Annotated in this window: 25 protein-coding genes; 21 read left to right on the plus strand and 4 right to left on the minus strand. The window is 51.7% G+C overall.

The features are described from left to right. Positions 1–8: 8 nt before the first annotated feature. Genes WCY20_RS08420 through ruvA form a run of 3 tightly spaced genes read right to left on the minus strand, consistent with a single transcriptional unit; the run spans position 9 to position 2,362 of the window. Complete coding sequence (locus tag WCY20_RS08420) at positions 9–746, minus strand: alpha/beta hydrolase (RefSeq protein ID WP_345974300.1); 738 nt, start codon at positions 744–746, stop codon at positions 9–11. Positions 747–748: 2 nt separating this feature from the next. Beyond that, on the minus strand, positions 749–1,786 hold the full coding sequence (locus tag WCY20_RS08425; RefSeq protein ID WP_345974302.1) for a D-alanine--D-alanine ligase: 1,038 nt from the start codon (positions 1,784–1,786) through the stop codon (positions 749–751). A 9-nt stretch (positions 1,787–1,795) separates the two neighbouring features. Further along, a complete protein-coding gene (gene ruvA / locus WCY20_RS08430; RefSeq protein ID WP_345974304.1) occupies positions 1,796–2,362 on the minus strand; it encodes a Holliday junction branch migration protein RuvA in 567 nt (188 codons plus the stop codon). Positions 2,363–2,653: 291 nt separating this feature from the next. On the opposite strand from ruvA, the gene murJ reads away from it, so the two are divergent. From murJ to WCY20_RS08520, 18 genes are all read left to right on the plus strand, one after another. Then, complete coding sequence (murJ, locus tag WCY20_RS08435) at positions 2,654–4,060, plus strand: murein biosynthesis integral membrane protein MurJ (RefSeq protein ID WP_345974306.1); 1,407 nt, start codon at positions 2,654–2,656, stop codon at positions 4,058–4,060. Next, complete coding sequence (cysS, locus tag WCY20_RS08440) at positions 4,047–5,447, plus strand: cysteine--tRNA ligase (protein WP_345974308.1); 1,401 nt, start codon at positions 4,047–4,049, stop codon at positions 5,445–5,447. The genes murJ and cysS overlap by 14 nt, the downstream gene beginning before the upstream one ends. Beyond that, positions 5,444–5,572 carry a hypothetical protein gene (locus tag WCY20_RS08445; RefSeq protein WP_345974310.1) on the plus strand — a complete coding sequence of 43 codons (129 nt, stop codon included), beginning with the start codon at positions 5,444–5,446 and terminating at the stop codon, positions 5,570–5,572. Before cysS ends, WCY20_RS08445 begins: the two co-directional genes overlap by 4 nt. A gap of 172 nt (positions 5,573–5,744) precedes the next feature. Then, positions 5,745–6,611: a hypothetical protein gene (locus WCY20_RS08450; RefSeq protein WP_345974312.1), complete on the plus strand. Its 867-nt coding sequence runs from the start codon at positions 5,745–5,747 to the stop codon at positions 6,609–6,611. A gap of 289 nt (positions 6,612–6,900) precedes the next feature. Next, positions 6,901–7,806, plus strand: a complete 906-nt coding sequence (locus WCY20_RS08455) for a uroporphyrinogen-III synthase (protein ID WP_345974314.1) — start codon at positions 6,901–6,903, stop codon at positions 7,804–7,806. A 221-nt stretch (positions 7,807–8,027) separates the two neighbouring features. Next, the gene (locus tag WCY20_RS08460; protein WP_345974316.1) at positions 8,028–8,621 is read left to right on the plus strand and encodes a LemA family protein; all 594 of its coding nucleotides are present in this window, start codon (positions 8,028–8,030) and stop codon (positions 8,619–8,621) included. Between the two features lie 3 nt (positions 8,622–8,624). Next, complete coding sequence (locus WCY20_RS08465) at positions 8,625–9,485, plus strand: TPM domain-containing protein (protein WP_345974318.1); 861 nt, start codon at positions 8,625–8,627, stop codon at positions 9,483–9,485. Continuing rightward, the gene (locus WCY20_RS08470) at positions 9,485–10,105 is read left to right on the plus strand and encodes a TPM domain-containing protein (protein ID WP_345974320.1); all 621 of its coding nucleotides are present in this window, start codon (positions 9,485–9,487) and stop codon (positions 10,103–10,105) included. Before WCY20_RS08465 ends, WCY20_RS08470 begins: the two co-directional genes overlap by 1 nt. A gap of 416 nt (positions 10,106–10,521) precedes the next feature. Then, positions 10,522–12,204, plus strand: coding sequence for a SulP family inorganic anion transporter (locus WCY20_RS08475; RefSeq protein ID WP_345974322.1), 1,683 nt, complete (start codon positions 10,522–10,524; stop codon positions 12,202–12,204). A gap of 2 nt (positions 12,205–12,206) precedes the next feature. Beyond that, positions 12,207–12,413 (plus strand): DUF2905 domain-containing protein, encoded by a 207-nt coding sequence (locus tag WCY20_RS08480; RefSeq protein WP_345974324.1) that lies wholly within the window; start codon positions 12,207–12,209, stop codon positions 12,411–12,413. A gap of 106 nt (positions 12,414–12,519) precedes the next feature. Next, complete coding sequence (locus WCY20_RS08485) at positions 12,520–13,053, plus strand: DUF4136 domain-containing protein (RefSeq protein ID WP_345974326.1); 534 nt, start codon at positions 12,520–12,522, stop codon at positions 13,051–13,053. 27 nt (positions 13,054–13,080) lie between these two features. Continuing rightward, entirely contained in the window at positions 13,081–14,145 is a 1,065-nt protein-coding gene (gene corA, locus WCY20_RS08490) for a magnesium/cobalt transporter CorA (RefSeq protein WP_345974328.1), read from the plus strand. Between the two features lie 103 nt (positions 14,146–14,248). Beyond that, positions 14,249–15,487, plus strand: coding sequence for an NAD(P)/FAD-dependent oxidoreductase (locus tag WCY20_RS08495; protein ID WP_345974330.1), 1,239 nt, complete (start codon positions 14,249–14,251; stop codon positions 15,485–15,487). Between the two features lie 688 nt (positions 15,488–16,175). Beyond that, complete coding sequence (locus tag WCY20_RS08500; protein WP_345974331.1) at positions 16,176–17,447, plus strand: MFS transporter; 1,272 nt, start codon at positions 16,176–16,178, stop codon at positions 17,445–17,447. Positions 17,448–17,715: 268 nt separating this feature from the next. Next, positions 17,716–18,633 (plus strand): class I SAM-dependent methyltransferase, encoded by a 918-nt coding sequence (locus WCY20_RS08505; protein WP_345974333.1) that lies wholly within the window; start codon positions 17,716–17,718, stop codon positions 18,631–18,633. Beyond that, positions 18,630–18,878: a hypothetical protein gene (locus WCY20_RS08510; RefSeq protein WP_345974335.1), complete on the plus strand. Its 249-nt coding sequence runs from the start codon at positions 18,630–18,632 to the stop codon at positions 18,876–18,878. The genes WCY20_RS08505 and WCY20_RS08510 overlap by 4 nt, the downstream gene beginning before the upstream one ends. A 27-nt stretch (positions 18,879–18,905) precedes the next feature. Continuing rightward, on the plus strand, positions 18,906–19,808 hold the full coding sequence (locus WCY20_RS08515; protein ID WP_345974337.1) for a methyltransferase domain-containing protein: 903 nt from the start codon (positions 18,906–18,908) through the stop codon (positions 19,806–19,808). Then, positions 19,805–20,152: a hypothetical protein gene (locus WCY20_RS08520; RefSeq protein ID WP_345974338.1), complete on the plus strand. Its 348-nt coding sequence runs from the start codon at positions 19,805–19,807 to the stop codon at positions 20,150–20,152. The genes WCY20_RS08515 and WCY20_RS08520 overlap by 4 nt, the downstream gene beginning before the upstream one ends. A gap of 13 nt (positions 20,153–20,165) precedes the next feature. Here WCY20_RS08520 and WCY20_RS08525 read toward each other — a convergent pair whose 3' ends face one another. Further along, positions 20,166–21,236, minus strand: a complete 1,071-nt coding sequence (locus WCY20_RS08525) for an alkene reductase (protein WP_345974340.1) — start codon at positions 21,234–21,236, stop codon at positions 20,166–20,168. 171 nt (positions 21,237–21,407) lie between these two features. On the opposite strand from WCY20_RS08525, the gene WCY20_RS08530 reads away from it, so the two are divergent. The 3 genes from WCY20_RS08530 to WCY20_RS08540 are packed head-to-tail and all read left to right on the plus strand — an operon-like array spanning position 21,408 to position 24,156. Continuing rightward, the gene (locus WCY20_RS08530) at positions 21,408–22,397 is read left to right on the plus strand and encodes an NAD(P)-dependent alcohol dehydrogenase (protein ID WP_345974342.1); all 990 of its coding nucleotides are present in this window, start codon (positions 21,408–21,410) and stop codon (positions 22,395–22,397) included. Between the two features lie 12 nt (positions 22,398–22,409). After that, positions 22,410–23,117, plus strand: a complete 708-nt coding sequence (locus tag WCY20_RS08535; protein ID WP_345974344.1) for a DUF4386 domain-containing protein — start codon at positions 22,410–22,412, stop codon at positions 23,115–23,117. 43 nt (positions 23,118–23,160) lie between these two features. Next, positions 23,161–24,156 (plus strand): NAD(P)-dependent alcohol dehydrogenase, encoded by a 996-nt coding sequence (locus WCY20_RS08540; RefSeq protein ID WP_345974346.1) that lies wholly within the window; start codon positions 23,161–23,163, stop codon positions 24,154–24,156. Positions 24,157–24,176: the final 20 nt, after the last annotated feature.

The raw sequence follows: 24,176 nt of genomic DNA on the forward strand, positions 1-24,176 counted from the left end.
ACCCTATCCTACTGGTGCAGCGATGCGAGCACCGTCGTCTCTATCTGTTTGGCCACGGCGTCAGCCTGCTGCATAAAGAAGTAATGGTCCCCCTCAAACACGACAAGACGTGAATCACGGATCAGTTTATTGATCTTCTCTGCCGTAAAAAGCGGCGTCGCCGTATCATCTTTTCCCCAGCACAGCAGTGCTTTGCCGCTGTAATCTTTGAATTCGGATCTGAAGTCTTCATTGACCACGTTTTTAAAGGTCTGATACATGATCTCGGAAAGTTTTTTGGCATCTTCGGCGACAAAGAGCGAACGCAGTTTAGAGAGACCGACAAACTTGACCATCTTGAAGAGTGCGATCTTCGCCTTGATCTTAAACGGTTTTGGTACAGGTATACCGGCACTGCCTACCAAAATAAGAATCTGCGGATTTAGCAGCAGGGCCACCTTGCCGCCAAAAGAGTGGCCCAGGATGATATGGTCCTGGTTGGCATTGATCTGTGCGAGAAAAAGTTCCAGGATATTGGCATAATCCTCGGTTACCAGAGGACGGTTGCAGGTGCTGTTTCCAAAGCCGGGAAGATCGATATAGACGTGACGGAACGCATCCAGCTGCTTTTCAAACGCCTTTTTCATCAGCTCCTTGTTGGAACCCCAGCCATGCAGAAATATAAGTGTCTTGCTTTTTTCGGGATTGACAAGCTCATAGGAGATCTGAAAGGTCTGCTGTTTGTATTGAATCGACTTTATGGCCACGGCTATTTCCCTTTTGCTTGATTGATGGAGTGGATGTATTGGTAATTCACCTGGGGACGGCGTTTTTGCGGCAGGTTAGCCAGCAACGTATGGATAACGCTTTGAAAATCGGCAAAAAGGTAGTTGGCCATCGAACCCGGGATCGGGTTGATCTCATTGAGCAGCACCTCGCCGTCAACGACAAAAAAGTCACAACGGATCAGTGCGCCTTCGAACATATTTCTGTATATCTTGGTAAAAGTCTGTTCCAGGTTGTGCACCAGGATACCGTCTATCTGCGCTTCGCTCACAGCCGAAGAGCGGGAGAAGTCCAGGTATTTTTTGTCAAAATCGAGAAACTCGTTCTTCTGCGGCTCTTCCACGATAGAGAAGTGGATACCGCCGTTGGCACCGTAACCCGCCAAGTTGTACTCTTTGACACCCTCGATGAACGGTTCGATGATGAGATTGTCGTCAAATTCAAACGCGACATCGAGCGCGTATTCGATCTCTATCTCCTTTTTGATGACGCTTACCCCGATAGAGCTTCCCAGACGCGCCGGCTTGATGATGAACGGCAGCGGCGTCTTGATCTCGCGTTTGTCGTTGACGTTAAGGCTCTCGTAGGCAACGGTCTTCACCCCGATCGCTTCGGCGAACCATTTGGTGTGCATCTTGTCGAAACTGAACACCGATGCGGCCGGGCGCGGCCCGATATAATCGATATTGTAAAATTCCAGCAGTGCCGCAATAGTACCGTCTTCGCCGTCCGCACCGTGGATAAGGTTCAACACCGGCATTTCCAGCCGCTCGCTGCCGAAGAGCTTTTTGTGGCTGAACGCGCCGATCTCCAGGAAAAGCTGCGGCATCTTCTTGTGGGCACCCGAGGCGAAAGTTTTGGCGATCATATCTTTGGCTTCGATCTTGTAGAAGCGGTGGTCCTGGTCGCAGAAGATAAAAGAGAGTTCAAAATTCGTCAGCTTCTCTTGTACCGTGATCGCACTGACAATGCTGATCTCGTGTTCGTAACTGGCACCGCCAAAAAGTATTGCTAATTTCACCATAATCCTTTAGAGTTTTTGTAGTTGTTTCAGGGCTTCTTTGACCAGGCCGGCGGTATCGGTCGCACTGCAGCGGCTTAAGACCTTGGAGATCTGCTCTTTTTTGAAGCCCAGGCTCTCAAGCGCCATTGCCGCCTCACTTACGGCCGGGTTGGCTGAAACGCCGCCCTGTTCCATCAGCACCGCATCGAAACCGTTGAGCTCGACCAGAATGCGTCCGGCACTTTTGGGACCGATACCCGGCACTTTTTTGAGAGAGTTGATGTTGCCGCTTGCGATCACCTCGCCGAACTGCGACGGCGAGAAGGTCGAACAGATCGCCATCGCCACCTTCGGCCCCACGCCCGAGATCTTGACAAGGCGTTCGAAGAGAAGCTTTTCACTCTTCTCGACAAAACCGTAGAGCAGCTGCGCATCTTCCCTTATGACATGCGATGTCTGCAGTTTCACACGCTCTTTTGTAATCGCAGCGTAGCTCTGCAACGAGATAAAGACCTCGTAGATGAGGCCGTTCACATTAATATGCACAAAGGTCGGCTCTTTATGCTCTATTGTTCCTTCTACGCCTACGATCATAGAAGCTCCATCTTATCAACTTTACTCAAGCCAGAGTGAGGTTCACCCACTTCTGTACAGAGGTATCCTTCGATTCCTACGATCATTCCCGCCCTTTACGACAGTTCTACACATAGCGCCCTGTGCTCTCTGCAAAACCGTCTTAGATATAGCTTTAAAAAATAGAAGATACATTTTAATCTAAGATGGGTTAAAATAACGTAAACTCGCGCAAGGGCAGACAATCAAACACTTTATATCATCACTTATTTTTAATTTCCCGGCGACGCGACGCTCTATTAGCAGGTAATAATGTTCAAAAATATATTCACCAACAGTTTCGGTATCCTCTTTTCACGCATCCTCGGCTTTGCCCGCGATCTTCTGACCGCTTCTGTCCTGGGGGCCAATGTTTACAGCGATATCTTTTTCATTGCCTTCAAACTCCCCAACCTTTTTCGACGCATCTTTGCCGAAGGCGCCTTTACCCAGGCTTTCATCCCCGCCTTCACCCGCTCCAAGAACAAGGCGGTCTTCTCCATCCACATCTTCAGCACCTTTTTTCTGGTGATCGCCCTTCTGACACTGGCGGTCAACCTCTTCCCCGAAGCGGCCACCGTTGCTATCGCTGTCGGCTTTGAAAAGGAGACCATTACCCTGGCCGCCCCCTATGTCGCGATCAACTTTTTCTACCTGCCGCTCATCTTTGCCGTCACCTTTTTGAGCACCTTTTTGCAATACCGCCACCACTTCGCTACCACCGCATTCGCCACGGGACTTCTCAACATCGCGCTGATCGCCGCCCTGCTGCTCTCAAAAGAGGAGAGCGACGCGACCATTGTCACCTACCTGAGCTACGGTGTCGTTGCCGGCGGGCTTCTGCAGCTCTTTGTCCACCTTGCCGCGGTGAAACGGCTGGGCCTCAACAGGCTGCTCTTCGGCGGGGTCAAATACTTCAAGGTCAAAGCGCTCCGGATCAAAGAGGAGACGAGAAACTTCAACCGCCAATTCTTCCCCGCTATCTGGGGAAATTCGACGGCGCAGTTCTCCGCTTTCCTGGACACCTGGCTCGCCAGTTTCCTCGCTACCGGGGTGATCTCGTACATGTATTACTCCAACCGTATCTTCCAGCTGCCGCTCGCGCTCTTTGCCATCGCCACCTCCATCGCCCTCTTCCCGCGGGTATCGCGTTATCTGAAAAACGGCAAACATACCGAAGCGCTTGCCTACATGCACAAGGCCTTCTGGTTCCTGGCCTTCATCCTGACGTTCAGCACCCTCGGCGGTTTTGTGCTCGGCGAAGAGATCACCTGGCTGCTCTTCGAGCGCGGTGCCTTCAGCCGTGAAGATACGCTCAACACTTCCGCCATCCTCCAGATGTACATGCTCGGTCTGCTCCCCTTCGGACTCAACAAGCTGCTGTTGCTGTGGCTCTTCGCCCGGCAGCAGCAGATGAAAGCGGCCAAGATCGCCACCCTGACACTGGGGACCAACATTCTCTTCTCCCTGCTGCTCATCACCCCGCTCGGCGGCGTAGGATTGGCACTTGCGAGCACAATCAGCGGTTTCATCGGCTTCTTCGCCACGGCGCGCACCTTCAGCAGGCAGGAGTTTTTGGCTATAATCTCGCTCAAAAAAACAGTGATCCTGCTGCTGAGCAGTGCTGTTTTCACACTCTTTTTACTCTTTGCCAAGGAACTCATACATGCATATATTTGATTCGGTCGCCAAGACAAAACGGGAGTTCATCCCCCTGAACCCCGAACGTGTCACCCTCTATGTCTGCGGCCCGACCGTCTATGACGATGCCCACCTCGGCCATGCCAAAAGTGCCCTTGTCTTCGACCTGCTGCGCCGCGTGCTCGAGGCCAACGGCTACAACGTCGTTTACGCCCGCAACATCACCGACATCGACGACAAGATCATCAAGAAGGCGGCCGAACAGAGGCTGACCATCAGCGAGATCACCGATACCTATACCGAAGCCTACCATCGCGACATGGCAGCGCTCGGTGTCGAGCGGCCGACGATCGAACCCAAGGCAACCGAGTCACTGGAGGCGATGTTCGAGCTGATCCGGAAACTGATAGACAACGGCCACGCCTACCAGACCGCCAACGGCGACGTCTACTTCGACACGGCAAGCGACCAGGCGTATCTCAGTATCTCTCACCAGCAGCAAAACGAAGAGGACCGTCAGCACCGCGTTGAGAGTTCCAGCGAAAAACGCAACCCGGCCGACTTCGCCCTCTGGAAATCGGTCAGCGACGGCTCCGTCACCTTCGATTCGCCTTTTGGAAAAGGGCGTCCGGGCTGGCACACCGAGTGTTCGGCGATGATCGAAAAGCACCTTGCCGGTGAAGGGCAATACGCCATCGACATCCACGGCGGGGGCGCCGATCTCCTCTTTCCGCACCATGAAAACGAAGCCGCCCAGACCCGCTGTTCATCCGACCACGAGCTGGCCAACTACTGGATGCACAACGGGTTCGTCAATATCGACGGCGAGAAGATGAGCAAGAGCCTCGGCAACAGCTTTTTCATCAAGGACGCCCTCAAAGTCTACGACGGCGAAGTGCTGCGTTTCTACCTGCTGAGCACCCACTACCGCGCCAACTTCAACTTCAACGAAAAGGACCTGCTCGCCGCCAAAAAACGCCTCGACAAGCTCTACCGCCTCAAAAAACGTCTCTTCGGCATGAAGGTGACCGATGAGAAGACCCAAACGCAGGCGAAACTGCTCGAAGCCCTCAGCGACGACCTCAACGTCTCCCAGGCCCTTGCCGTCATCGACGAGATGGTCGCCCATGCCAACGAGACCCTCGACGCCAACCCCAAAGACAAACTGATCAAACGCCAGACCCTTGCCGATCTCGCCTTCATCGAAAGAGTACTCGGTTTCGGAACAAAGAACCCTTTCGAGTACTTTCAATTCGGCCTCGACGAAGCGACCAAAGCGAAGATCGACGCCCTTGTCGAAGAGCGCAGCGAAGCGAAAAAAGCAAAAAATTTCGAAAAATCCGATGCGCTCCGCGACGAGATCATGGCCTACGGCGTCAGCATCATGGACACCGCCCAGGGGACTTTCTGGGAGCGTGTTGAATGACAGGCTTCGAGATCGTTGCGATTATCAGTGTTATCAGCATCTTCGCCTGGTTCATCATGGCCGCCAAAAACACCAACAGCCAAAACCAATTCATAGAAGAAGATGACTCAGAAGAGAAAGAGTAGTATCCGACAAGAGAACTGTAAAACTGCACACAACCCTGTAAAGAGAAAACACCCCACTCTAACGTAAAAACAGGATTCTCCCATCAAAATACCGGCTCTTATCACACGACGAATCTTCACATATATGCTATACTCAGGTCTTATATATTAATTCCCAAAACAGAGCGCCCTTATGAAACAAGTGATCAATCTCTACAAAAAGCACAAAATCACCGTCGACAGTTATATCGAGACACTGATAAAGAGTTTCCCGAAAGACTATCTGGCAAACGCAGACTCTATCCTTAAAACCCACCATTTCATCCAGCTGATCTACGGTGTGGATGAGAATTTTAGACAACAGACCCCCATCGTGTGCCGCCGAGAAAAAGATGAGAAACAGATAGGCAGCGACAAAAGCCACTACTTCATGAAGATGCAGCTCGACGAGGACGGCTTCTATATCTCAAACCCCTACATCCACTACCGAACCGGTAAAGCGAGTGTATCGGTCGTCCATCACTCGAACGGCACCTATTATGTCTTCGATATCGATCTTATCGCGCTGCTGCAGGATCTGAAGCTGATCGAATACAACAAAAAACATGACAAGTTCAAGCGGGGTGTCTACTTTCTGGGTTCATCTCTATTGACACTGGTCTCGATAGCGCTCATCGTCTACGGCGGCTACAACTTCTTCTTCAAACTTCTTGTTGAGTTTACAGAGACCAACTTTCTCAACGATATCTTCAAGTCCATCATCGCCATAACACTGGGGTTGGCGATCTTTGATATGGCAAAACAGATCTTTGAACACGAAGTGATCTATGAGTCCTTCCACCATCCCGAAGACAAACAGTATAAAGTGCTGGGGAAATTCATCATCTCCATCATCATCGCCCTCTCAATCGAGACCCTGATGGTGGTCTTCAAGATCGCGCTGGACGACTATTCCAAGATGTCCTCAGCCTTTTACCTACTGCTTGGAACGACCATCATGTTCGTTGCCTTGGGCTATTTTTACAAAACGATCAACCAGGCGACGGAAAAAGAGAAATAAAGCGGGTTATCGCCTCCGTTTGACGATTTTGTCAACCTGCCGCTTTTCTGCCTACGGCCTCTGGGCCCTAACGCAAGTATCTTTCAACTGATACAACCGCCGCATTCCTTTCTCGATATAGCGTGCAACCTCTTTTCAAACGCTTTTATTTTCTTTTTAAATATATCTGTTTTTTACCATCAAGTATATTTCTTTATATTGTGTTAAAAATAAGACTTCAAAGTGCTATAATAGTGTCAATCTAGCCCATGACACGCTTATAATCAGTATTGAAAGGAATGTTGATGCAATGAAACACATTGAGGACCTACTGGAACCGTTGGATCTGATCTATTATGAGTATGATAAAAAAGCAGGTCTGCTCAGACTTGACAGGAACTGGTCGAAAGAGCATATTTTTACAGAACTTATAAGCATCACCTATGCACTCAGTAAACACAATATAGCGTTTTTTGTTGACGAGAACAAATCCATTATCCTCGGGGCTTCGGACACATTGGCTGCGAAGATCAGAAGATATCTCGGATCCTTTTTCACCCATATGCGAAACAGCAGAATGCCCCTCTATCTTTTAAGCGACAAAAAGGTCAAATGGGCAAAAAACATTCCGGTATTTGAGATCAAGCCTCTCATGCCCGAGATTGATCTCTCCGGCTATGACGCTCTGATCTTTACTTCCAAAAATGCAGTCACTTCCCTACATGCTCTCGACAGAAGCTGGACGGGCATACCCGCCTATGTTATCGCCCCCCAAACGGCAAAAACAGCAAAGGATCTCGGCGGCAGACTGGCCTTTGTCGGGAAAGCAAACGACGGGGATGCCTTCGCTATGGAACTGTTGGCAAAACTGAAAGATAAAAAAGTGCTTTATGTCCGGGGGTCAAAAGTCCTCTCTGACCTGGTCAACACGTTGAATGCCAACAGTATCGTCTGCGAAGAGGCGGTTGTCTATGAGACCGTATGCAGAACGTTCGATCGCAAGACAAGACTCCCGAAAGGGGCAACGATCATATTTTCTTCCCCCTCGACCATAGAATGTTTTCTCAAAAACTTTGCCTGGGATGATACTTTCAAAGCTGTTGCGATCGGAAAGACAACGGCAAAACATTTCCCCGGATACATCTCGCCGGTTTTAGCCGACACCCCCTCCCTCGAGTCATGTGTCAAAAAAGCCATAGAGCTGAACAGTCGGTAGCATAGTAAGAAGCCTCACGGCAGGGCCATCCTTCAGGCCGCGTTGCGTTTCTGTTTGCAGCGCTCTCGGGCTGACGGCGGCAAAAACGGCAAACTCTCTTTGCTCTGAATTCTCACTCTCCATAGTATATATCGGTTTTTTTTGTTACAATAGCGCAGAATACGGAAGGTTTCTCTGCACTCTATGCAGGGTTCTCAGAGCTGCCATCAAGGATACATCAAATGAAGAAACTCCTGCTTATTACGGTTGCCGCTGTTGCAATACTTTTTGCGGTGGTCGTCATGACCCATATCAACAACGTTCCAAAACTCGATGAAGAGGTCAACGCTACATGGGCCCAGGTGCAGAACCAGTACAAGCGCCGCGCCGACCTGGTCCCCAACCTGGTCGCGACCGTCAAAGGGTATGCTTCCCATGAGAAAGAGGTTCTCACAGACGTCGTCGAAGCAAGGGCCAAAGTGGGGCAGACGCAGATCTCGCCGGAGATGCTGAGCAGTCCCGACGCGATGAAGCAGTTCGAGGCGAACCAGAATGCCCTCGGTTCGGCCCTGTCACGCCTTCTGCTCGTTGTCGAACGCTACCCCGACCTCAAGGCCGACAAGAACTTCCAGGCCCTTCAATCACAACTTGAAGGGACCGAAAACCGCATTGCTGTGGCCCGCAGGGATTACATCGCGGCGGTACAGAAATACAACGTCGAGCTCCGTACCGTCCCGGGCCGATGGGTGGCAGCGCTCTTCTACCCCGACGCCAAACAAAAAGAGAGTTTCAGCGCCTCGCCTGCCGAGCAGGAAGCCCCAAAGGTATTCTTTTAAACCATGCGATCAGCACTCCGAACGTTCACATTTCTCTTCCTTCTATTTTTTACCTCACAAGCCGCAGCGGCACCCTCTTTTCCGCCGCTCACCGGCAGGGTCGTCGACAATGCCGGCCTCTTAAACCCCGCATCGGAAGGGATGCTGGTCCACTTCCTGTCACAGCATGAAGCCAACACGACCAACCAGGTCGTCATCGTCACGCTTGAGAACCTGCAGGGCTACGATATCGCCGACTACGGCTACCAGCTCGGAAGGCACTGGGGAATCGGACAGGAGGGAAAGGACAACGGCGTGCTTCTCATCGTCGCCCCCAATGATCGCAAAGTGCGCATCGAAGTCGGCTACGGCCTGGAGGGGACACTGACCGACAAGCTCTCCCACGACATCATCCAGGAGGTGATCCTCCCACGCTTTAAAGAGGGGGATTACACCGCGGGGATACTGCAGGGGACCCAGGCGATCCTCTCCGTACTGGAGGGGAGCTACACAGGCCCGAAACCTGTGCAGAAGAAAGGTTCCTCCTCATCTAACTTCGCCGGATTCTTTATGTTCGCTCTTTTTATCGTCGGCTTATTATCTAATATTTTCGAAGGGGTCTCATCGAGACTCAGAGTCGTTTTCGGCTCGGTCACGGCTGTCATTGCGGGCATCATTGCCTGGGTCTTCACCCATGAGGTCATCCTCGCCTTGTTTACCGCCGTTTTCGTCTTTTTGATGACATTTTTCAGAACACCCAGCGGCGGCTACAGCGGCGGAAGCTCCGGCGGTTCGTGGGGAAGCGGTAGCGGCAGTTTCGGCGGCGGCAGTTTTGGCGGGGGCGGCGGCAGTTTCGGCGGCGGCGGCGCATCAGGGAGTTGGTAATGGAACACACGATAAATGAACAGGAGAGAGAGCAGATCAGCGAAGCGATCAAAGCTTTCGAGCGTAAAAGCAGCGCGGAGATCGTCACTGTCATCGCCAAAAGGAGTGACGACTACCTCTTTATCCCGATACTGTGGGCCGCGCTCGGCGCGCTCGCCGTTCCGGCCGTTACGATGGCCCTGGGAGTTGCACTGCCCCTGATCCAGCTTTACGGCCTGCAGCTTCTTATTTTCCTGCTGCTGGTATTGATCGGGCGTTTCGAGCGTCTCACGATGGCGCTGATCCCCCGTTCCGTCAAACGCAGGCGCGCCGCCGGAGCTGCCAGGAGCCACTTCATGGCCCTGCAGCTGCATACCACCAAAAAACGTGCGGGTGTCATGCTCTTTGTCAGCGAAGCCGAGCACTATGTCGAGATCATCACCGATATCGAAGTCGCCAACAAGATCCCCGACAGCGAGTGGGAGGCCATTGTGCAGCGTTTTATAGCCAATGTCAAAGCAGGCGATACCACGGAGGGCTACCTTGAGGCGATCGGGCGCAGCGGCGAGCTGCTGACCCCGCACTTCCCTTACGATCCGAAAGAGACGGATGAGCTTCCCAACCATCTGATAGTGCTCTAGTCGCCCGGGGCGGAAGCCCTCATACCGGTCAAGGCTTCGCAATCCAACAGTAATAACAAGCCCCAGAAAAAAACACTTTAAGTACGACATTTTTATGGAATAACTTATTGAACCTGATGTATTATTCGGTTGACTATCTTTTGACATATTAAAATACCCCCTGCAAAGGGTATTAGACCCATTTATCCCGAGCTGTGCGAGTGATCGCTTTACAGTGTTTATTCTTGATCAAGCACAAGTACACCTAGTTGCGATCCTTATCTAAGCAATTCGGTTTATGCCCAGACTTTCACTTATCGGGACACTGTGTCTTGACACCGGTTCTCCCGCCAAAAAGGCACCTTGTACCTGATTCTCGGCGGACAGCACTTCAGGGCACTTCAAAAAGATAGAACAGACAACAAAGGAACCTATAGGTGGAGCATCTATATAAACCTAAACTTTTCAGTGTGCTCAAGGAAGGGGTGACCCGTGAACAGCTTCTTGCCGATCTCTTTGCCGGTGTTGTCGTCGGTATTGTCGCCCTCCCTCTCGCCATCGCTTTTGCCGTCGCATCCGGGGTCTCACCCGACAAAGGTCTGATCACCGCTATTATTGCCGGTTTTCTCATCTCCGTATTCGGCGGCAGCCGGGTGCAGATCGGCGGTCCAACCGGCGCCTTTATCATCATTGTCTACGGTATTGTCGAACAGTACGGCATTGACGGGCTCATCATCTCGACCGTCATGTCGGGCGTCATCCTTGTTATTTTCGGCTTGCTGAAGCTGGGGGCGCTGTTAAAATATTTTCCCTATCCTCTGGTCGTCGGTTTCACCAGCGGTATCGCGATGGTCATCTTCTCGACCCAGGTTAAAGACGCGCTTGGTCTGCCGATCGACAAACTCCCTTCCGGGTTTATCGACAAATGGGCACTCTATTTTACGCACCTGCATGAGATTAATGTTTATGCCCTTGCCATCACCGCCGCCACCGTCCTGATCACGCTCTTTTCCGTCAAGTTTCTAAAAAAGGTTCCGGGCTCTCTTGTCGCCATTATTCTTATCACCACCCTTGTGCAGATCGCCGGCGTACCGGTCACGACCATCGAGTCGTTTTTCGGTGATATCCCCAACACCGTCGAATTTGTCCTGCCCGATTTTGATCCAGGCAATCTTGCGGTCTATATCGCGCCCGCTTTGACGATTGCGCTGTTGGGGAGCATCGAGTCCCTTCTTTCAGCCGTTGTCTCAGACGGTATGATCAGCGGTAACCACCGTTCTAACACCGAGCTGATCGGCCAGGGGATTGCCAATATCGTCACGCCTTTTTTCGGCGGCATCCCCGCGACCGGGGCGATCGCGCGAACGGCGACGAACGTCAAAAACGGCGGGCGGACCCCTATCGCCGGGATCGTCCACTCGCTGACCTTGCTGATGATCATGCTTTTTTTCGGCAGCCTTGCCAAACTCATACCGATGTCGGCCCTGGCGGGAATCCTGATCGTCGTCGCCTACAACATGAGCGAATGGCGCTCTTTCCGCGCCATTCTCAAAGACTCCCCTTTTGACGTCATTGTCCTCCTGTCGACATTTTTTCTGACCGTACTGGTCGACCTGACCATCGCTATCGAGGTAGGCGTTGTGCTCTCCGCCCTGCTCTTCATGAAAAGGATGGCCGACATAGGCGCGAAAACAGAATCCCGCATCGACAGCGACCTCCTCGAAGACTACACCCACCTTCCAGAAGGCATTGCCATCTACGAGATCAGCGGACCCCTCTTCTTCGGTTCCGCAAAACAGTATGCCCAGACTATCAAGGAGATCGGCTTTAAAAGCAGAATCCTGATCATCCGCATGCGCCATGTCCCTTTTGTCGACTCTACCGGCCTGCACAATCTCCAGAACATGATCAAAACACTGCAGGCGTACGGCGTCAAGATCGTGTTGTCCGGCGTCAACCCTACCGTCATGAAAGATCTCAAAGAGCATCACCTCTCCGCCATGATCGGCGAGGCCAACATCCTCCACTCTTTCGACGATGCGCTCAACCACTCGATCAAAACACTCTCTTATGAGCAGGGCAAAGATCTAAACGCCGCACCAAACAAAAAGGAGTCCTGACCATGTCTCTAGGTAATCTGCTGATCGCGGCCGGTCTTCTGCTTCTGCTTGCCGGTATCGCCTACAAATTCGGTCTTCTCGGATGGTTCGGGAACCTTCCCGGCGATATTAAGATCGAAAGTGGCAGCACAAGGTTCTACTTCCCCGTGACGACGATGCTACTGGTCTCGATCCTGCTCTCCCTGCTGCTCTTTATCTTCAAGAAATAAGGGCCGATCGAAAGCTTCCTAAAAAAACTGTTGTTCCGCATTTACTGGATTTTTATGTATAATCGTCCTATAGCCCTGTTACTTTGTGACGTTAGAAGGAGCCAACATGTTGCGATACCTGCTTCCCCTTGTTCTACTTATGATGGTCGGCTGTTCCAGCAAAGTTGATACCGACTACGATCCGTCATTTTCAACCGAGCCGCTGAAGACGTTTTTCGTCATCCATAAAAGCCAAGACGGCGTAGAGACCCTCGATGAAAAACGGCTCAATCAAGCGATAAATCGTCAGATGCAGGCCAAAGGGTATGAAAGCACGGCTATGAATACGGCAGATTTTCATATTACCTTTCAGCGCGCCGTCGAAGAGGATGTCCCTTCCAATTTCAGCTTCGGATTCGGATTCGGCACCTACTCCCGCGGTGTTGGCACTTCTGTCAGTACAACGCAAAATGTCACAGACGATGAGGAGAAGTTCGTCATCAACATGATCGACCCCGCGACCAAAAAGACCTTTTGGCGCGCCGAAGTCACTAAAAAACGCCGTGACTTCAAATCACCGCAGGCCCGCAGCGACTACATCGACAAGACCGTCGCCGCCATGCTCAAAGAGTTTCCGGTCCGACCGGTTACCAAACATTAGGCATACCGTGCCGAAGCGCAGCTACCGATGGCCGATTCATTAAGCAACCTCTCTGAAAAATCGGGAATGCCGCCCGGCACGCTGGTCCATGTCGGCGATGTACTCGAAACCGAATCCACGATCTCGCTGGTCGACTACAACACAGAGCATCTTGTCGAAAAGCGTATCGACAGCATCGACGAGCTCATTGAGTACAAAGAAAAAGAGACCCTCACCTGGGTCAACATAGAGGGGCTCAGCAATGTTGCTCTCATCGAATCGGTCGGGCAGCTTTTCAACATCCATCCCCTTGTCCTCGAAGATATACTGAATGCCCACCACAGACCCAAGTTTGAAGAGGCCGACGACTACCTCTATATCGTTTTAAAAAGCCTCTCCATGGAGGACGGCACCTTTTCCGTCAATTACGAACAGATCAGTATTCTGGTCTTCAAGAACTTTCTCTTCACCTTCAAGGAGAAAAGAAACTCGCTTTTTCTGCCGCTTTACAAACGACTCCAGAACAACAAAGCGCGGCTGAGGAGCCAGGGCTCCGACTACCTCGCGTACGCTGTTCTCGACATCATCGTCGACAAGAACTTCGCCCTGCTCGACGCGCTTGACATCACAACCGATGCGCTCGAAGACGAGTTGCTAAGCAACCCGACCTCACAGACCCTTGTGCGCATTCAGCAACTCAAGCGGGAGTTGATCGGTGTACGAAAATCCATCTCCCCTCTCAGGGAGCTGCTGACGGAGATCATGCGCAGCGACACCCCTTTGATCGGGAAAAAGACCCAGATCTATTTCCGGGACGTCCACGACCATATCCTCCACATCACGGACGAGATCGAATCCTACAGGGATATGCTCACCGGACTGCTGGACATCTATATATCAAGCGTCAGCAACAGGATGAACGAGATCATGAAGGTCCTGACCGTATTTGCCTCCATCTTCATACCGCTCACCTTTGTCACCGGTGTCTACGGCATGAACTTCCAGTATATGCCGGAACTGGCATGGAAATGGGGCTATCCAGCCGTCTGGCTCTTTTTTATCCTCTTTACAATACTCTCGCTGGTCTATTTTAAAAAGAAGCGATGGGTATGATCTACCCGGCGGGACGACATGCTTTCGTATTCCGCCGAACTCTTTTTGCTGATACGGCCGCCCAAGAAAGCTGCCTCTGCGCAAAATAAATGTACCATACGACATGCAAAACTATGATGTGATCGTAATCGGAAGCGGCGCGGCGGGGATGATCGCCGCCATCACGGCGGCACGCCGCGGCAAAAAGGTTCTCCTTCTGGAAAAGCTCTCTAAGATCGGCGCCAAGCTCAAGGCGACCGGCGGCGGGCGCTGCAACCTGACCAACACCCTTTCCAATGAGGCGTTCATGGCCCGTTTCGGGCGCGAGGGGCGTTTTATGACCCCCGCGCTCAGGGCCCTCGACTACAAGGCGCTGATCGCTTTTTTCGAAGAGATTGGCGTTGAATCGCACTTTCCCGACGGCTTCCGCGTCTTCCCCAAGACCCACTCATCGCAGACTATCATCAATGCCCTGGAGGCAGAGCTTCTGCGTCTCAGCGTGACAATCATCTGTTCGCAGAAGGCCGAAGCCCTGCTCTATGACGAGGCGCATGTCAGAGGCGTCGAGACAGCAAGCAACAGTTATAGAAGCGACAACGTCATCATCGCCACCGGCGGTCTGGGTTACCCCATGCTCGGTGCCGAAGGTGACGGCTTCGAACTGGCCAAGAGTGTCGGCCACAAGGTCACCTCCCTCCACCCGGCCATGATGCCCCTCAAGACAAAAGAGAGCTGGGTCGGGAACTGCCGCGCCGACACCATCCCCAAAGTCGAGATGTTCGTCAACCTGCCCAAGTACAAAAAGCTCAAGGCCAAAGGGGACCTTATCTTCACCAAGAACGGCATACGCGGTCCCGTCGTGCTCGACTTCTCCCGCGAGATCACTCCGCTGCTGAGCAAGTACGACGAGGTGCCGCTGCTGATGAATCTGACCAAGGGGATGAACGAAGAGCAGATCCGAGCCCATATCAAAGATGAGATCTTTAAAAACCAGGATCACACCACCCTCACCCTGCTTCAGACCCTGCTGCCCGAGGCCCTCTCGCTGGAGTTCTGCAAGCTCGCCGACGCCGACCCGGAGCTGGGCTTCAACAAACAGAGCGGTCCGAGCCGCGACAAACTCGTCAAACTCCTGGCGTGGACGCCGCTGACCGTCAACGGCCACGAAGGGTTCAAGATGGCGATGATCACCCGCGGCGGGGTTACCCTCAAGGAGATCGTTCCCGAGACGATGGAGTCCAAGAAGATGAAGGGGCTCTACTTCTGCGGGGAGGTGATGAACCTCGACGGCCCCTGCGGGGGCTACAACCTCCAGTGGTCCTTTGCCAGCGGGTATGTCGCCGGGCACCTCTCTGAACTGTAATTCCGATTTTTTACAGTTTCGAAACTCTCTTTTTTTGAATGTTTTTTGATAGTAGGGATGTCACTTTTTTCTTTGCTCGCACAAAGAAAAAGTAACCAAAAAAGAAAGTGCGATACCCTCCGGCCAAAAGTAACTACCCGAACTTTCACCTGTCAACCAATGGCATTCCGGCACTTCTGCCGGAATTGATGCCAATACGCAAAAGAAATACAAACTTCACTGAAAATATAGAATTGTATGACAGTCTATTATTCTTTACAAAGAGGCACAGCCGAGTTGTAAAAGCTTCAGCTTTTACATTTAATAGATGCGTCACCGCTTGGCTCTTTTCACAACATCTGCAGAGTGAGCTGGAACTCTATTTTACTCGTTAAAAAAATCACTTTGTCTGAGCGTAGCGAGTTAGGGATTTTTAGAGGAAAATAGAGTGGAAGCGAAGCAGTCGGTAGCCACCGACCTCGAAGCCGTTGTGAGAGCTTTTTTGCTTACTTTTTTTGCGGTGTATAAGTGCTAAAGCACTATGCAGGGAGTAACTAAATTGCAAGTCGTAAAAAAGTAAGGGAGAAGTCGATAAAGCTACATTTTTCCATAAGGCTTATGGGCTATACACTATGAAATGATCAATTAAAAGTAATGACACAAGTCATTAGAGCCTCCCTTTTACAAAACCCGTGCTATCATAATCGTTATGCAGATAAATAAACAGATCTACTCCTGGGCCATGTACGACTGGGCGAACTCCGCCTACGCCACTACCGTCATGGCCGGTTTTTTTCCCCTCTTCTTCAAAAGCTATTTCAGCAGCGAGACCGATGTCATCACCAGTACGGCGCAACTGGGAGTAGCCAATTCACTGTCGAGCATGATCATCGTGCTTCTGGCGCCGTTTCTCGGGGCCATCGCCGATGTCGGCGGCTATAAAAAACGTTTTCTCTTTCTCTTTACCTATCTGGGCATCCTGATGAGCGGGTCGCTCGCTCTGGTGCAGCAGGGCGAGTGGCAGCTGGCCGCGTTTGTCTATGTCCTCGGCAACATCGGTTTTATGGGGTCGAATATCTTCAACGACTCCCTTTTGACCACGGTCGCCAAAGAGAGAAGCTTTGACTTCGTCTCGGGTCTCGGTTTCTCGCTGGGGTATCTCGGCGGCGGGCTGCTCTTTGCCCTCAATGTCTTCATGGTACACAGGCCCGAATTTTTCGGACTGGACGACATGAACGAAGCGGTAAAGCTCTCGTTTGTAAGTGTCGCCCTCTGGTGGGCCCTTTTTTCGCTTCCGCTGCTGCTCTTTGTCAAAGAGGAACGCCCTCAACAAAAACGCAACCTTAGCGCCACCGTTTTGGCAGGCTATCGACAGCTGCTCAACACCTTTAAGAAGATCCGCCATCTCAGAGGGCTGCTGCTTTTTCTGGCCGCCTACTGGCTCTACATCGACGGGGTCGACACCATCATCCGCATGGCTGTCGACTACGCCATGGCGATCGGATTCGAGCCAAACGCGCTTGTCCTTGCTCTGCTGCTCGTGCAGTTCATCGGCTTTCCGGCCACCCTTCTCTTTTCCAAACTGGCACAGCTGTACGACACCAAAAAGGCACTCTTTGTCGCCATCGGCACCTACCTCTTTATCACGCTCTGGGCCTCGATGATGCGGGAGGCTTACGAGTTCTTTCTGCTGGCCGCGATGGTCGGAATGGTACAGGGGGGCATCCAGGCACTCAGCCGCTCCTACTACGCGAGAATGATCCCGCAGAACCAGGCCGCCGAGTTCTTCGGCTTCTTCAACTTTCTGGGGCGGTTTGCGACCATCTTCGGACCGTTGTTGATCGGCTTTGTCGCGGTGACGACGGAGAGCTCGCGTTTGGGGATCGCTTCGGTTTCTCTCTTTTTTGTGGCCGGAGGTATTCTGCTCTACTTCGTTAACGAAGAGAAAATCGCCAAAGAGGTCAGAAGCACGCTTGAATAATATGTGTTGTTTTCGTCCGAAGATTAATTCCGGCAGAAGTGACGGAATGCCATCGGTTGATAGGTGAAAGTTACAGCACTGACTTTTGGCCGGAGGGTCTGGCTCTTCTTCTTTTTCGTTAGGTTTTCTTCTTGAGCCAGCAAGAAGAAAAAGTAACATCCTATCTATCTAAAAACATTTAAAAGAAGTTCAGATCACGACACTATTCAACGCGAGACAAAGCCTTAAAGAACTGCTATAATTCCAGCAAAATTACCAAAGATATTTTATGACCTTAGAAGATCTGCACCAGCTTTTGATTACCAATGCCAAGAACAAAACAGAGGAGTACACCCGCCTCTTCCACGGGCGCGGCCACTATTACGGCGACTACAAGTTCCTCACCGTCGACAGCGCCGACAAGGTGCTATACGCCGCCTTCTTCGCCCCCGATGACGAGGAGCGGGCGATCGTTTCCATGCTTCAGGATTTTTACGGGACAGATAAGAAATGGCAGGCCATGGTCATCCAGCGCCGCTACCTCAAAGGGGCACCTTCCGAAGTGGTTGCCGGCGAACTGCCGGAGGAGACCTTTGCCTTCGAGAACGGGCTCAAGTACAGGCTCAATTTTCACAGCAACCAGAACATCGGCTTTTTCCCCGATATGAAGGTAGGCCGGGCATTCGTCCGCGACAACGCCGAAGGCAAGAACGTCCTGAACCTCTTTTCCTACACCTGCCCCTTCTCCGTCGCGGCGATGGCGGGCGGCGCGCGTGCCGTGGTCAATGTCGACATGGCCAAGGGGGCACTGGCAACGGGACGCGACAACCACCGCTACAACGGGCTCGACATCCGCGGCTGCCGTTTCATGCCCTACAACATCCTCAAGTCATGGAGCCGCATTCGAAAAGCTGGCCCTTATGACCTTATCATCATCGATCCGCCCTCATTCCAGAAAGGCTCCTTTGCCGCGACCAGCGACTATGTAAAAATCATCCGCAGGCTAAATGAGCTGGCTGCAGAGAACTGCACCGTTCTTTCGGCTCTCAACGCCCCTGAGCTGGACACGGCCTTCATCAAAGACCTTTTCAGAGAGAACGCGCCCGAATTCACCTTTGTAGAGAGGCTGGAAAACATGGAGAGCTTCCCGTCAAGCGATGACGAACGCAGCCTCAAGAACCTTATCTTCCAAAAAGGGAAAGCATGAAAGAACTCACACTGAAAGAGTACGCTGTCAAAAACAAGATCAGCCTTTTCAATGTTATGAAGATGGCGAAAAGCGGCCAGATCCCCTCCGAAACACGTACAATAAACGGCAAAGAGGAGATCTTCATCCTGAGCGACGAGGCACCCAAGGCCGAAACAGTAAAAGAAGATGAGATCATCGACTACAAACAAGCCTACTTTGAGCTCAAAGCAAAATACGACAAGCTCCTGAAGCAGAAAGGCTAGACCATCATCCGCTTTACCGATGAGAGCATGCTTGCCGTCACCAATGTTTTGAGAGAGCGGTTGAAAGAGCAGACAGAAGTTCAGTTCGAAGTGCTTAACCCCGACCTCTGCAGCGGGTGCTACGCCGGCAGCGAGGTGAGCTTAAGCGGCAGGAACTACCTTTACCGATCGCTGCGTTCTTGGCTCGATCTGGCCGCAAACCTCAACTGCCGAATGATGACACCAAGAATCGCCTCCGATGAGACCGTTATCCTCCGTTTCCAGAAGCTGGAGACGTACTCTTTTCATCAGGAGAACCCCGAAGAGAGGTCCGAGAAGTACGGCACCGACTCCAGCTTCTCCGCCATCAACAAAAACGAAGAGCCCGCCTTTCTCTCGGCCTACCTCCACGCCCTGGACCTTGCCGAAACAGCAACTAAAAAGAGAGTCTTGAACCTCGGCATCAACCGAGGCGACGAATTTGCCCTCATCCGTGAGCTGCTGCCGAAAGAGTCCTTCGAGAGCATCGAGTTCGTCGGCATCGACCACTCAAAAAGCGCCATCCAAGAGGCCGAAAGCCGTTTTGAGACGCCTAACATGCACTTCTACAGCCACGACATCAACGCGCTCGGCGAGCTGGAGCTCGGCCGTTTCGACCTCATCATCTCCATCGGCACCCTCCAGAGCCCGGGCATCAACTACAAGCCCTTTCTGATGGAACTGGTACAGAACCACCTCAGCGACGACGGCGCCCTCATACTGGGCTTTCCGAACTCCCGCTGGATCGACGGGGAGATGGTCTACGGGGCAAAGATGCGCAACTACCGCGAGTCCGACCTCTCGCTCCTGCTTGGCGACATCGACTACGCAAAACGCTACCTCCAGCAGAAGAAGTTTTCCGTCCGCATCAGCGGCAAAGAGTATATCTTTCTGACGGCGGTCTCACGGTGAGACACTACCTCAAACGCATCAAACGCCCGACGCTCAACAAAGAGGAGATCAGAGAGAAGGTGCTCCTACTTAAAGCCCAGTCGCACAACGAATACAAAGAGACGCTCATCATGCTGCGGCTGCTCTATAAGCAGGTGAAGAGCGAGAAGGAGAAAGCCTTCATTCGCCAGCAGGCCGCAGACATCGTCAAGATCAGTATCGTGCTTGTCATTGCCGCCTTGCCGACAGGTACGATCGCTGTTGCATTTCTTGAGATCGGTTTCAGAAAGATCAACCGGACCATCCTGCCGACCTCTTTTTCCGAAACGTTTCGGCAGGAGTTCAAACAAAAAAACGACGTGTAACAGACGCTGGCAGCTACGTCAATGCCGGATAATCCAGATAACCTTTTTCATCCTGCGTATAGAACGTGGCAGGATCAGGCACATTAAGTTCACCACGTTTTCTGAAACGTTCCGGAAGGTCCGGGTTTGCCAAAAACAGTGCACCGAAGGAAACTGCATCTGCCCCGCCGTTTTGGATCACGTCATTTGCACGTTCCAAATCGTACCCGCCGTTCGTGACGAGCACCCCTTTATAGGCTTCTCGCAATACGCTCAGTTCAACGACCTTGGCACCGTGCTGGATATCCCCTTCCAAAGCATCGATGATGTGCAGGTAAGCCAGGTCGAAGTCGTTGAGCTGTTTGCATATGTAGGCAAAATGTTTCTGCGGGTCCGAATCGGACATGTCGTTAAAAGTTCCGCTCGGAGAGAGCCGGACAGCGGTCCTGCCGGCGCCGATAGCATCACAAACGCCCTGAACGATCTCAAGCAGAAACCGTGCCCTGTTCGCTACCGAACCGCCGTAGACATCATCACGACGGTTGGTGCCGTCACGCAGGAACTGATCAATAAGGTAGCCGTTGGCCCCGTGTATTTCAACACCGTCAAAACCGGCTCCGACAGCATTTTTAGCTCCTGCGACATAGTCCTGAACAACCTGTGCGATCTCATCGACCGTCAATGCCCGCGGCGTTTCAAATGCTTTCATCCCTTCCGGAGTGTACGTCTCACCTGCCGGCTTGACAGCCGAGGCAGAGACAGGGAGCTCGCCGTTGTGATACGCCGAGTGTGAAATACGTCCCACGTGCCAGAGCTGCAGAAAGATCCGACCGCCTTTGTCATGGACTGCCCGGGTCACCTGCTTCCACCCTTCCACTTGTTCCGGCGTATGTATTCCCGGTGTGCACGGATAACCGATCCCAAGCGTCGAGATCTGGCTGCCCTCGGTGATGATAAGTCCGGCGGATGCCCGCTGCGCATAATATTCGGCCATCATCGCATTGGGTACATTCTCCTGCACGCTCCGGCAACGCGTCATCGGCGCCATGAAGATACGGTTTTTGAGATCATACCCACCAATTTTTATAGGTGAAAAAAGGTCCATAACACACTCCTGTAAATTGATTTAGATCTATTGTTTCATAAGAGGTGTTACATCATAATTAATAATAATATCTAATTTTAGGGTGCAAAAAAAATGCTATACTAAAACAGATCCGACCAGCTTACCGGCGCACGGGAATAGGCATCTCAAGTACATTTGGAGCAACACGACATGAAAGCTGTCATATGGACAAGATACGGACCTCCGGACCTTCTTCGTCTCGCGGAAGTGAAAAAGCCGACGCCCAGGGACGATGAACTCCTCATACAGGTCCAAGCAGCGACAGTCAACAGAACAGACTGCGCAAGCATCAGAGCAAAACCGTTTTTTATGCGCCTAGTAACGGGTGTTTTCAAACCCAAAAAACAGATTCCCGGGACCGAATTTGCCGGTGTGGTCGAAGCGGTTGGCAAAGAGGTCACCTCTCTGAAAGCCGGCGACAAGGTTTTCGGGTTTGATGACAAAGGCACTGAGTCGCAGGCCCAATACATGACGATCCATGAAGAGAGTGCCATATCAATGCCCGAAGACCTCTCGTACAGAGAGGCGGCAGGGTGTTTTGAAGGGGCCCATTATGCCTATAACTTTATCAACAAAGTAGCTCTGAAAAAAGGACAAAGCGTTCTTGTCAACGGCGCGACCGGAGCGATCGGTTCGGCTGCCGTACAGCTTCTGAATTCTTTTGGTATTCGTGTCACAGCGGTCTGCGCCACGGAAAGCATAGCATTAGTTAAATCACTGGGAGCCGAAAAAGTGATCGATTATAAAAAAGAAGACTTCACCAGGGATGAAAATAAATATGCCTTTGTTTTCGATACTGTCGGCAAAAGCTCCTTTTTCAAATGCAGACATCTGCTCCAACCGGGCGGAGCCTATATCTCCTCAGACCTGGGTTATATGGCGCAGAATATTTTTCTGCCGCTCATAACACCGCTCATAAGACCGTTGACCGGCAACAAAATAACAATATTCCCAAATCCCGTCAATATTAGAGGGAGCATGCTCTTGGTCAGAGAACTCATTGAGCAGGGAAAATTCAAGGCAGTGATAGACAGAGAGTTTCCGCTGGAGCAGATCATAGAAGCCTATAAGTACGTTGAAAAAGGGCACAAAAAGGGAAACGTCGTCATCACGATAGGACATAACGCACCTGAAAAATAAGGAGGATTTGAAATGACTAAGCAGATCGCAGACATCACACTGCCGAATGTGGCAAGAATAGCGGGAGTCGGATATCTCATCATATTTTTTTCCGGTATCTACGCAAACTTTTTTGTGCTTGAAAGTCTTATTGTACCGGGAGATGCTGTAGCAACCGCCAGCAATCTTATGGCCAACGAGATGCTCTTTCGTTTCGGTATGCTCGCCTTTGTAATCATGGTCATTTTCGACCTGGTGCTGGCCTGGGCGCTCTACGTCCTGTTTAGGCCGGTAAACCAGACTCTTTCACTGTTTGCAGCATGGCTCAGGCTGGTCAACGGTGCTATTTTTGCCGTCGCCCTGTATCAGCTGTTCAGTGTTTTGCCGCTCTTAAGCGGTGCGGCCTACTTGCAGGTCTATACAGCAGGCCAGTTGGCAGACCAGGAGATGTTGCTGCTCAAAGCCTTTAACAACACATGGCTTATCGGCTTGATCTTTTTCGGCCTGCATCTCTTTGTCCTCGGTTATCTGATCGTCAAGTCAGGTATCGTCCCCCGCATCCTCGGCCTCTTGCTGATCGTCGCATCGTTGGGATACCTGACAGACAGTTTTGCCAACATTCTTTTGCCGAACTATGCCGACTACAAAGAGATGTTTTTACTTATCGTTGCTGTACCCGGGGTCATCGGGGAGTTGTCATTCAGCTTGTGGCTCCTGTTTAAAGGTGTCAACGTCGAGTAGTGGCACATACCTGCTTTTGAATCAGCCAATTATGGAGGTGTCTATGAAAGCAATTGTCTATGACAAATACGGTTTGACCGACGTTCTCCAACTTAAAGAGGTCGATAAACCGATGCCGAATGACGACGAGGTACTGGTAAAAGTCCATGCGGTTTCCGTCAATGATTGGGACTGGCAGCTTCTACAGGGAATACCCTTTGTAAACCGTATGATGGCCGGTCTGCTAAAACCGACAAAGATCCGGATACTCGGATGTGACATCGCGGGACGTGTCGAAGCGGTCGGCAAAAATGTCCAAGCGTTCCGCGAGGGGGATGATGTGTTTGGCGACCTCTCGGGTTGCGGTTTCGGCGGTTTTGCCGAGTATGTCTGTGCCGATGAAAAGGCACTGTCCTTTAAACCCGAAGAGATGACATTCGAACAGGCGGCAACCCTTCCACAGGCAGGACTCCTCGCCCTTCAGGGTCTTCGCGAGAAAGGAGAGCTGCAGCCCGGACAAAAAGTCCTGATTAACGGTGCATCCGGAGGTGCAGGCACCTTTGCGGTGCAGATCGCCAAATCCTTCGGGGCTGAAGTGACCGGTGTCTGCAGTACGAAGAAGATGGCGTTCGTACGTTCCGTCGGGGCCGATCATGTCATTGATTACACGCAGGAAGACTTCACCAGAAACGGACACCATTATGACCTTATTCTGGATATGCAGGCACACCATTCCATCATCGATTGCAGACGATCGTTAACACCAAACGGTGTTTATCTCTTGGTCGGAGGTACTAATGCCCGGGTTTTTCAGACCATCTTACTGGGGCCATTGATCTCCCTGACCGGGAGCAAGAGGATGCGTCTGTTGCTGCACAAACCCAACAAGAATATGTCTCTACTGCTGGCACTTTTCAAAGCCGGCAAAGTCGTCCCTGTCATAGACAGGGTCTACCCTTTGAGCGAGACTGCTGATGCGATGCGGTATTTTGGAGAAGGACACAAAAAAGGAAAAGTGCTCATTACCTTGGATGAGACCAGCGCAAAGCAGAACGCATGACAACATGTTGTTACATCTTT

Source organism: Sulfurimonas sp. HSL3-7, assembly GCF_039645985.1.
GTDB lineage: Bacteria > Campylobacterota > Campylobacteria > Campylobacterales > Sulfurimonadaceae > Sulfonitrofixus > Sulfonitrofixus jiaomeiensis.

What these genes read in the sequence shown, in the direction of transcription:
- cysS (WP_345974308.1), top strand. Translation starts at nt 4,047, where the DNA reads ATGCATATATTTGATTCGGTCGCCAAGACAAAACGGGAGTTCATCCCC.
- WCY20_RS08470 (WP_345974320.1), top strand. Translation starts at nt 9,485, where the DNA reads ATGGAACACACGATAAATGAACAGGAGAGAGAGCAGATCAGCGAAGCG.
- WCY20_RS08495 (WP_345974330.1), top strand. Translation starts at nt 14,249, where the DNA reads ATGCAAAACTATGATGTGATCGTAATCGGAAGCGGCGCGGCGGGGATG.
- WCY20_RS08535 (WP_345974344.1), top strand. Translation starts at nt 22,410, where the DNA reads ATGACTAAGCAGATCGCAGACATCACACTGCCGAATGTGGCAAGAATA.
- WCY20_RS08445 (WP_345974310.1), top strand. Translation starts at nt 5,444, where the DNA reads ATGACAGGCTTCGAGATCGTTGCGATTATCAGTGTTATCAGCATCTTC.
- WCY20_RS08465 (WP_345974318.1), top strand. Translation starts at nt 8,625, where the DNA reads ATGCGATCAGCACTCCGAACGTTCACATTTCTCTTCCTTCTATTTTTT.
- WCY20_RS08485 (WP_345974326.1), top strand. Translation starts at nt 12,520, where the DNA reads ATGTTGCGATACCTGCTTCCCCTTGTTCTACTTATGATGGTCGGCTGT.
- WCY20_RS08500 (WP_345974331.1), top strand. Translation starts at nt 16,176, where the DNA reads ATGCAGATAAATAAACAGATCTACTCCTGGGCCATGTACGACTGGGCG.
- ruvA (WP_345974304.1), bottom strand. Translation starts at nt 2,362, where the DNA reads ATGATCGTAGGCGTAGAAGGAACAATAGAGCATAAAGAGCCGACCTTT.
- WCY20_RS08515 (WP_345974337.1), top strand. Translation starts at nt 18,906, where the DNA reads ATGCTTGCCGTCACCAATGTTTTGAGAGAGCGGTTGAAAGAGCAGACA.
- WCY20_RS08505 (WP_345974333.1), top strand. Translation starts at nt 17,716, where the DNA reads ATGACCTTAGAAGATCTGCACCAGCTTTTGATTACCAATGCCAAGAAC.
- murJ (WP_345974306.1), top strand. Translation starts at nt 2,654, where the DNA reads ATGTTCAAAAATATATTCACCAACAGTTTCGGTATCCTCTTTTCACGC.
- WCY20_RS08510 (WP_345974335.1), top strand. Translation starts at nt 18,630, where the DNA reads ATGAAAGAACTCACACTGAAAGAGTACGCTGTCAAAAACAAGATCAGC.
- WCY20_RS08455 (WP_345974314.1), top strand. Translation starts at nt 6,901, where the DNA reads ATGAAACACATTGAGGACCTACTGGAACCGTTGGATCTGATCTATTAT.
- WCY20_RS08480 (WP_345974324.1), top strand. Translation starts at nt 12,207, where the DNA reads ATGTCTCTAGGTAATCTGCTGATCGCGGCCGGTCTTCTGCTTCTGCTT.
- WCY20_RS08525 (WP_345974340.1), bottom strand. Translation starts at nt 21,236, where the DNA reads ATGGACCTTTTTTCACCTATAAAAATTGGTGGGTATGATCTCAAAAAC.
- WCY20_RS08530 (WP_345974342.1), top strand. Translation starts at nt 21,408, where the DNA reads ATGAAAGCTGTCATATGGACAAGATACGGACCTCCGGACCTTCTTCGT.
- WCY20_RS08450 (WP_345974312.1), top strand. Translation starts at nt 5,745, where the DNA reads ATGAAACAAGTGATCAATCTCTACAAAAAGCACAAAATCACCGTCGAC.
- WCY20_RS08540 (WP_345974346.1), top strand. Translation starts at nt 23,161, where the DNA reads ATGAAAGCAATTGTCTATGACAAATACGGTTTGACCGACGTTCTCCAA.
- WCY20_RS08460 (WP_345974316.1), top strand. Translation starts at nt 8,028, where the DNA reads ATGAAGAAACTCCTGCTTATTACGGTTGCCGCTGTTGCAATACTTTTT.
- corA (WP_345974328.1), top strand. Translation starts at nt 13,081, where the DNA reads ATGGCCGATTCATTAAGCAACCTCTCTGAAAAATCGGGAATGCCGCCC.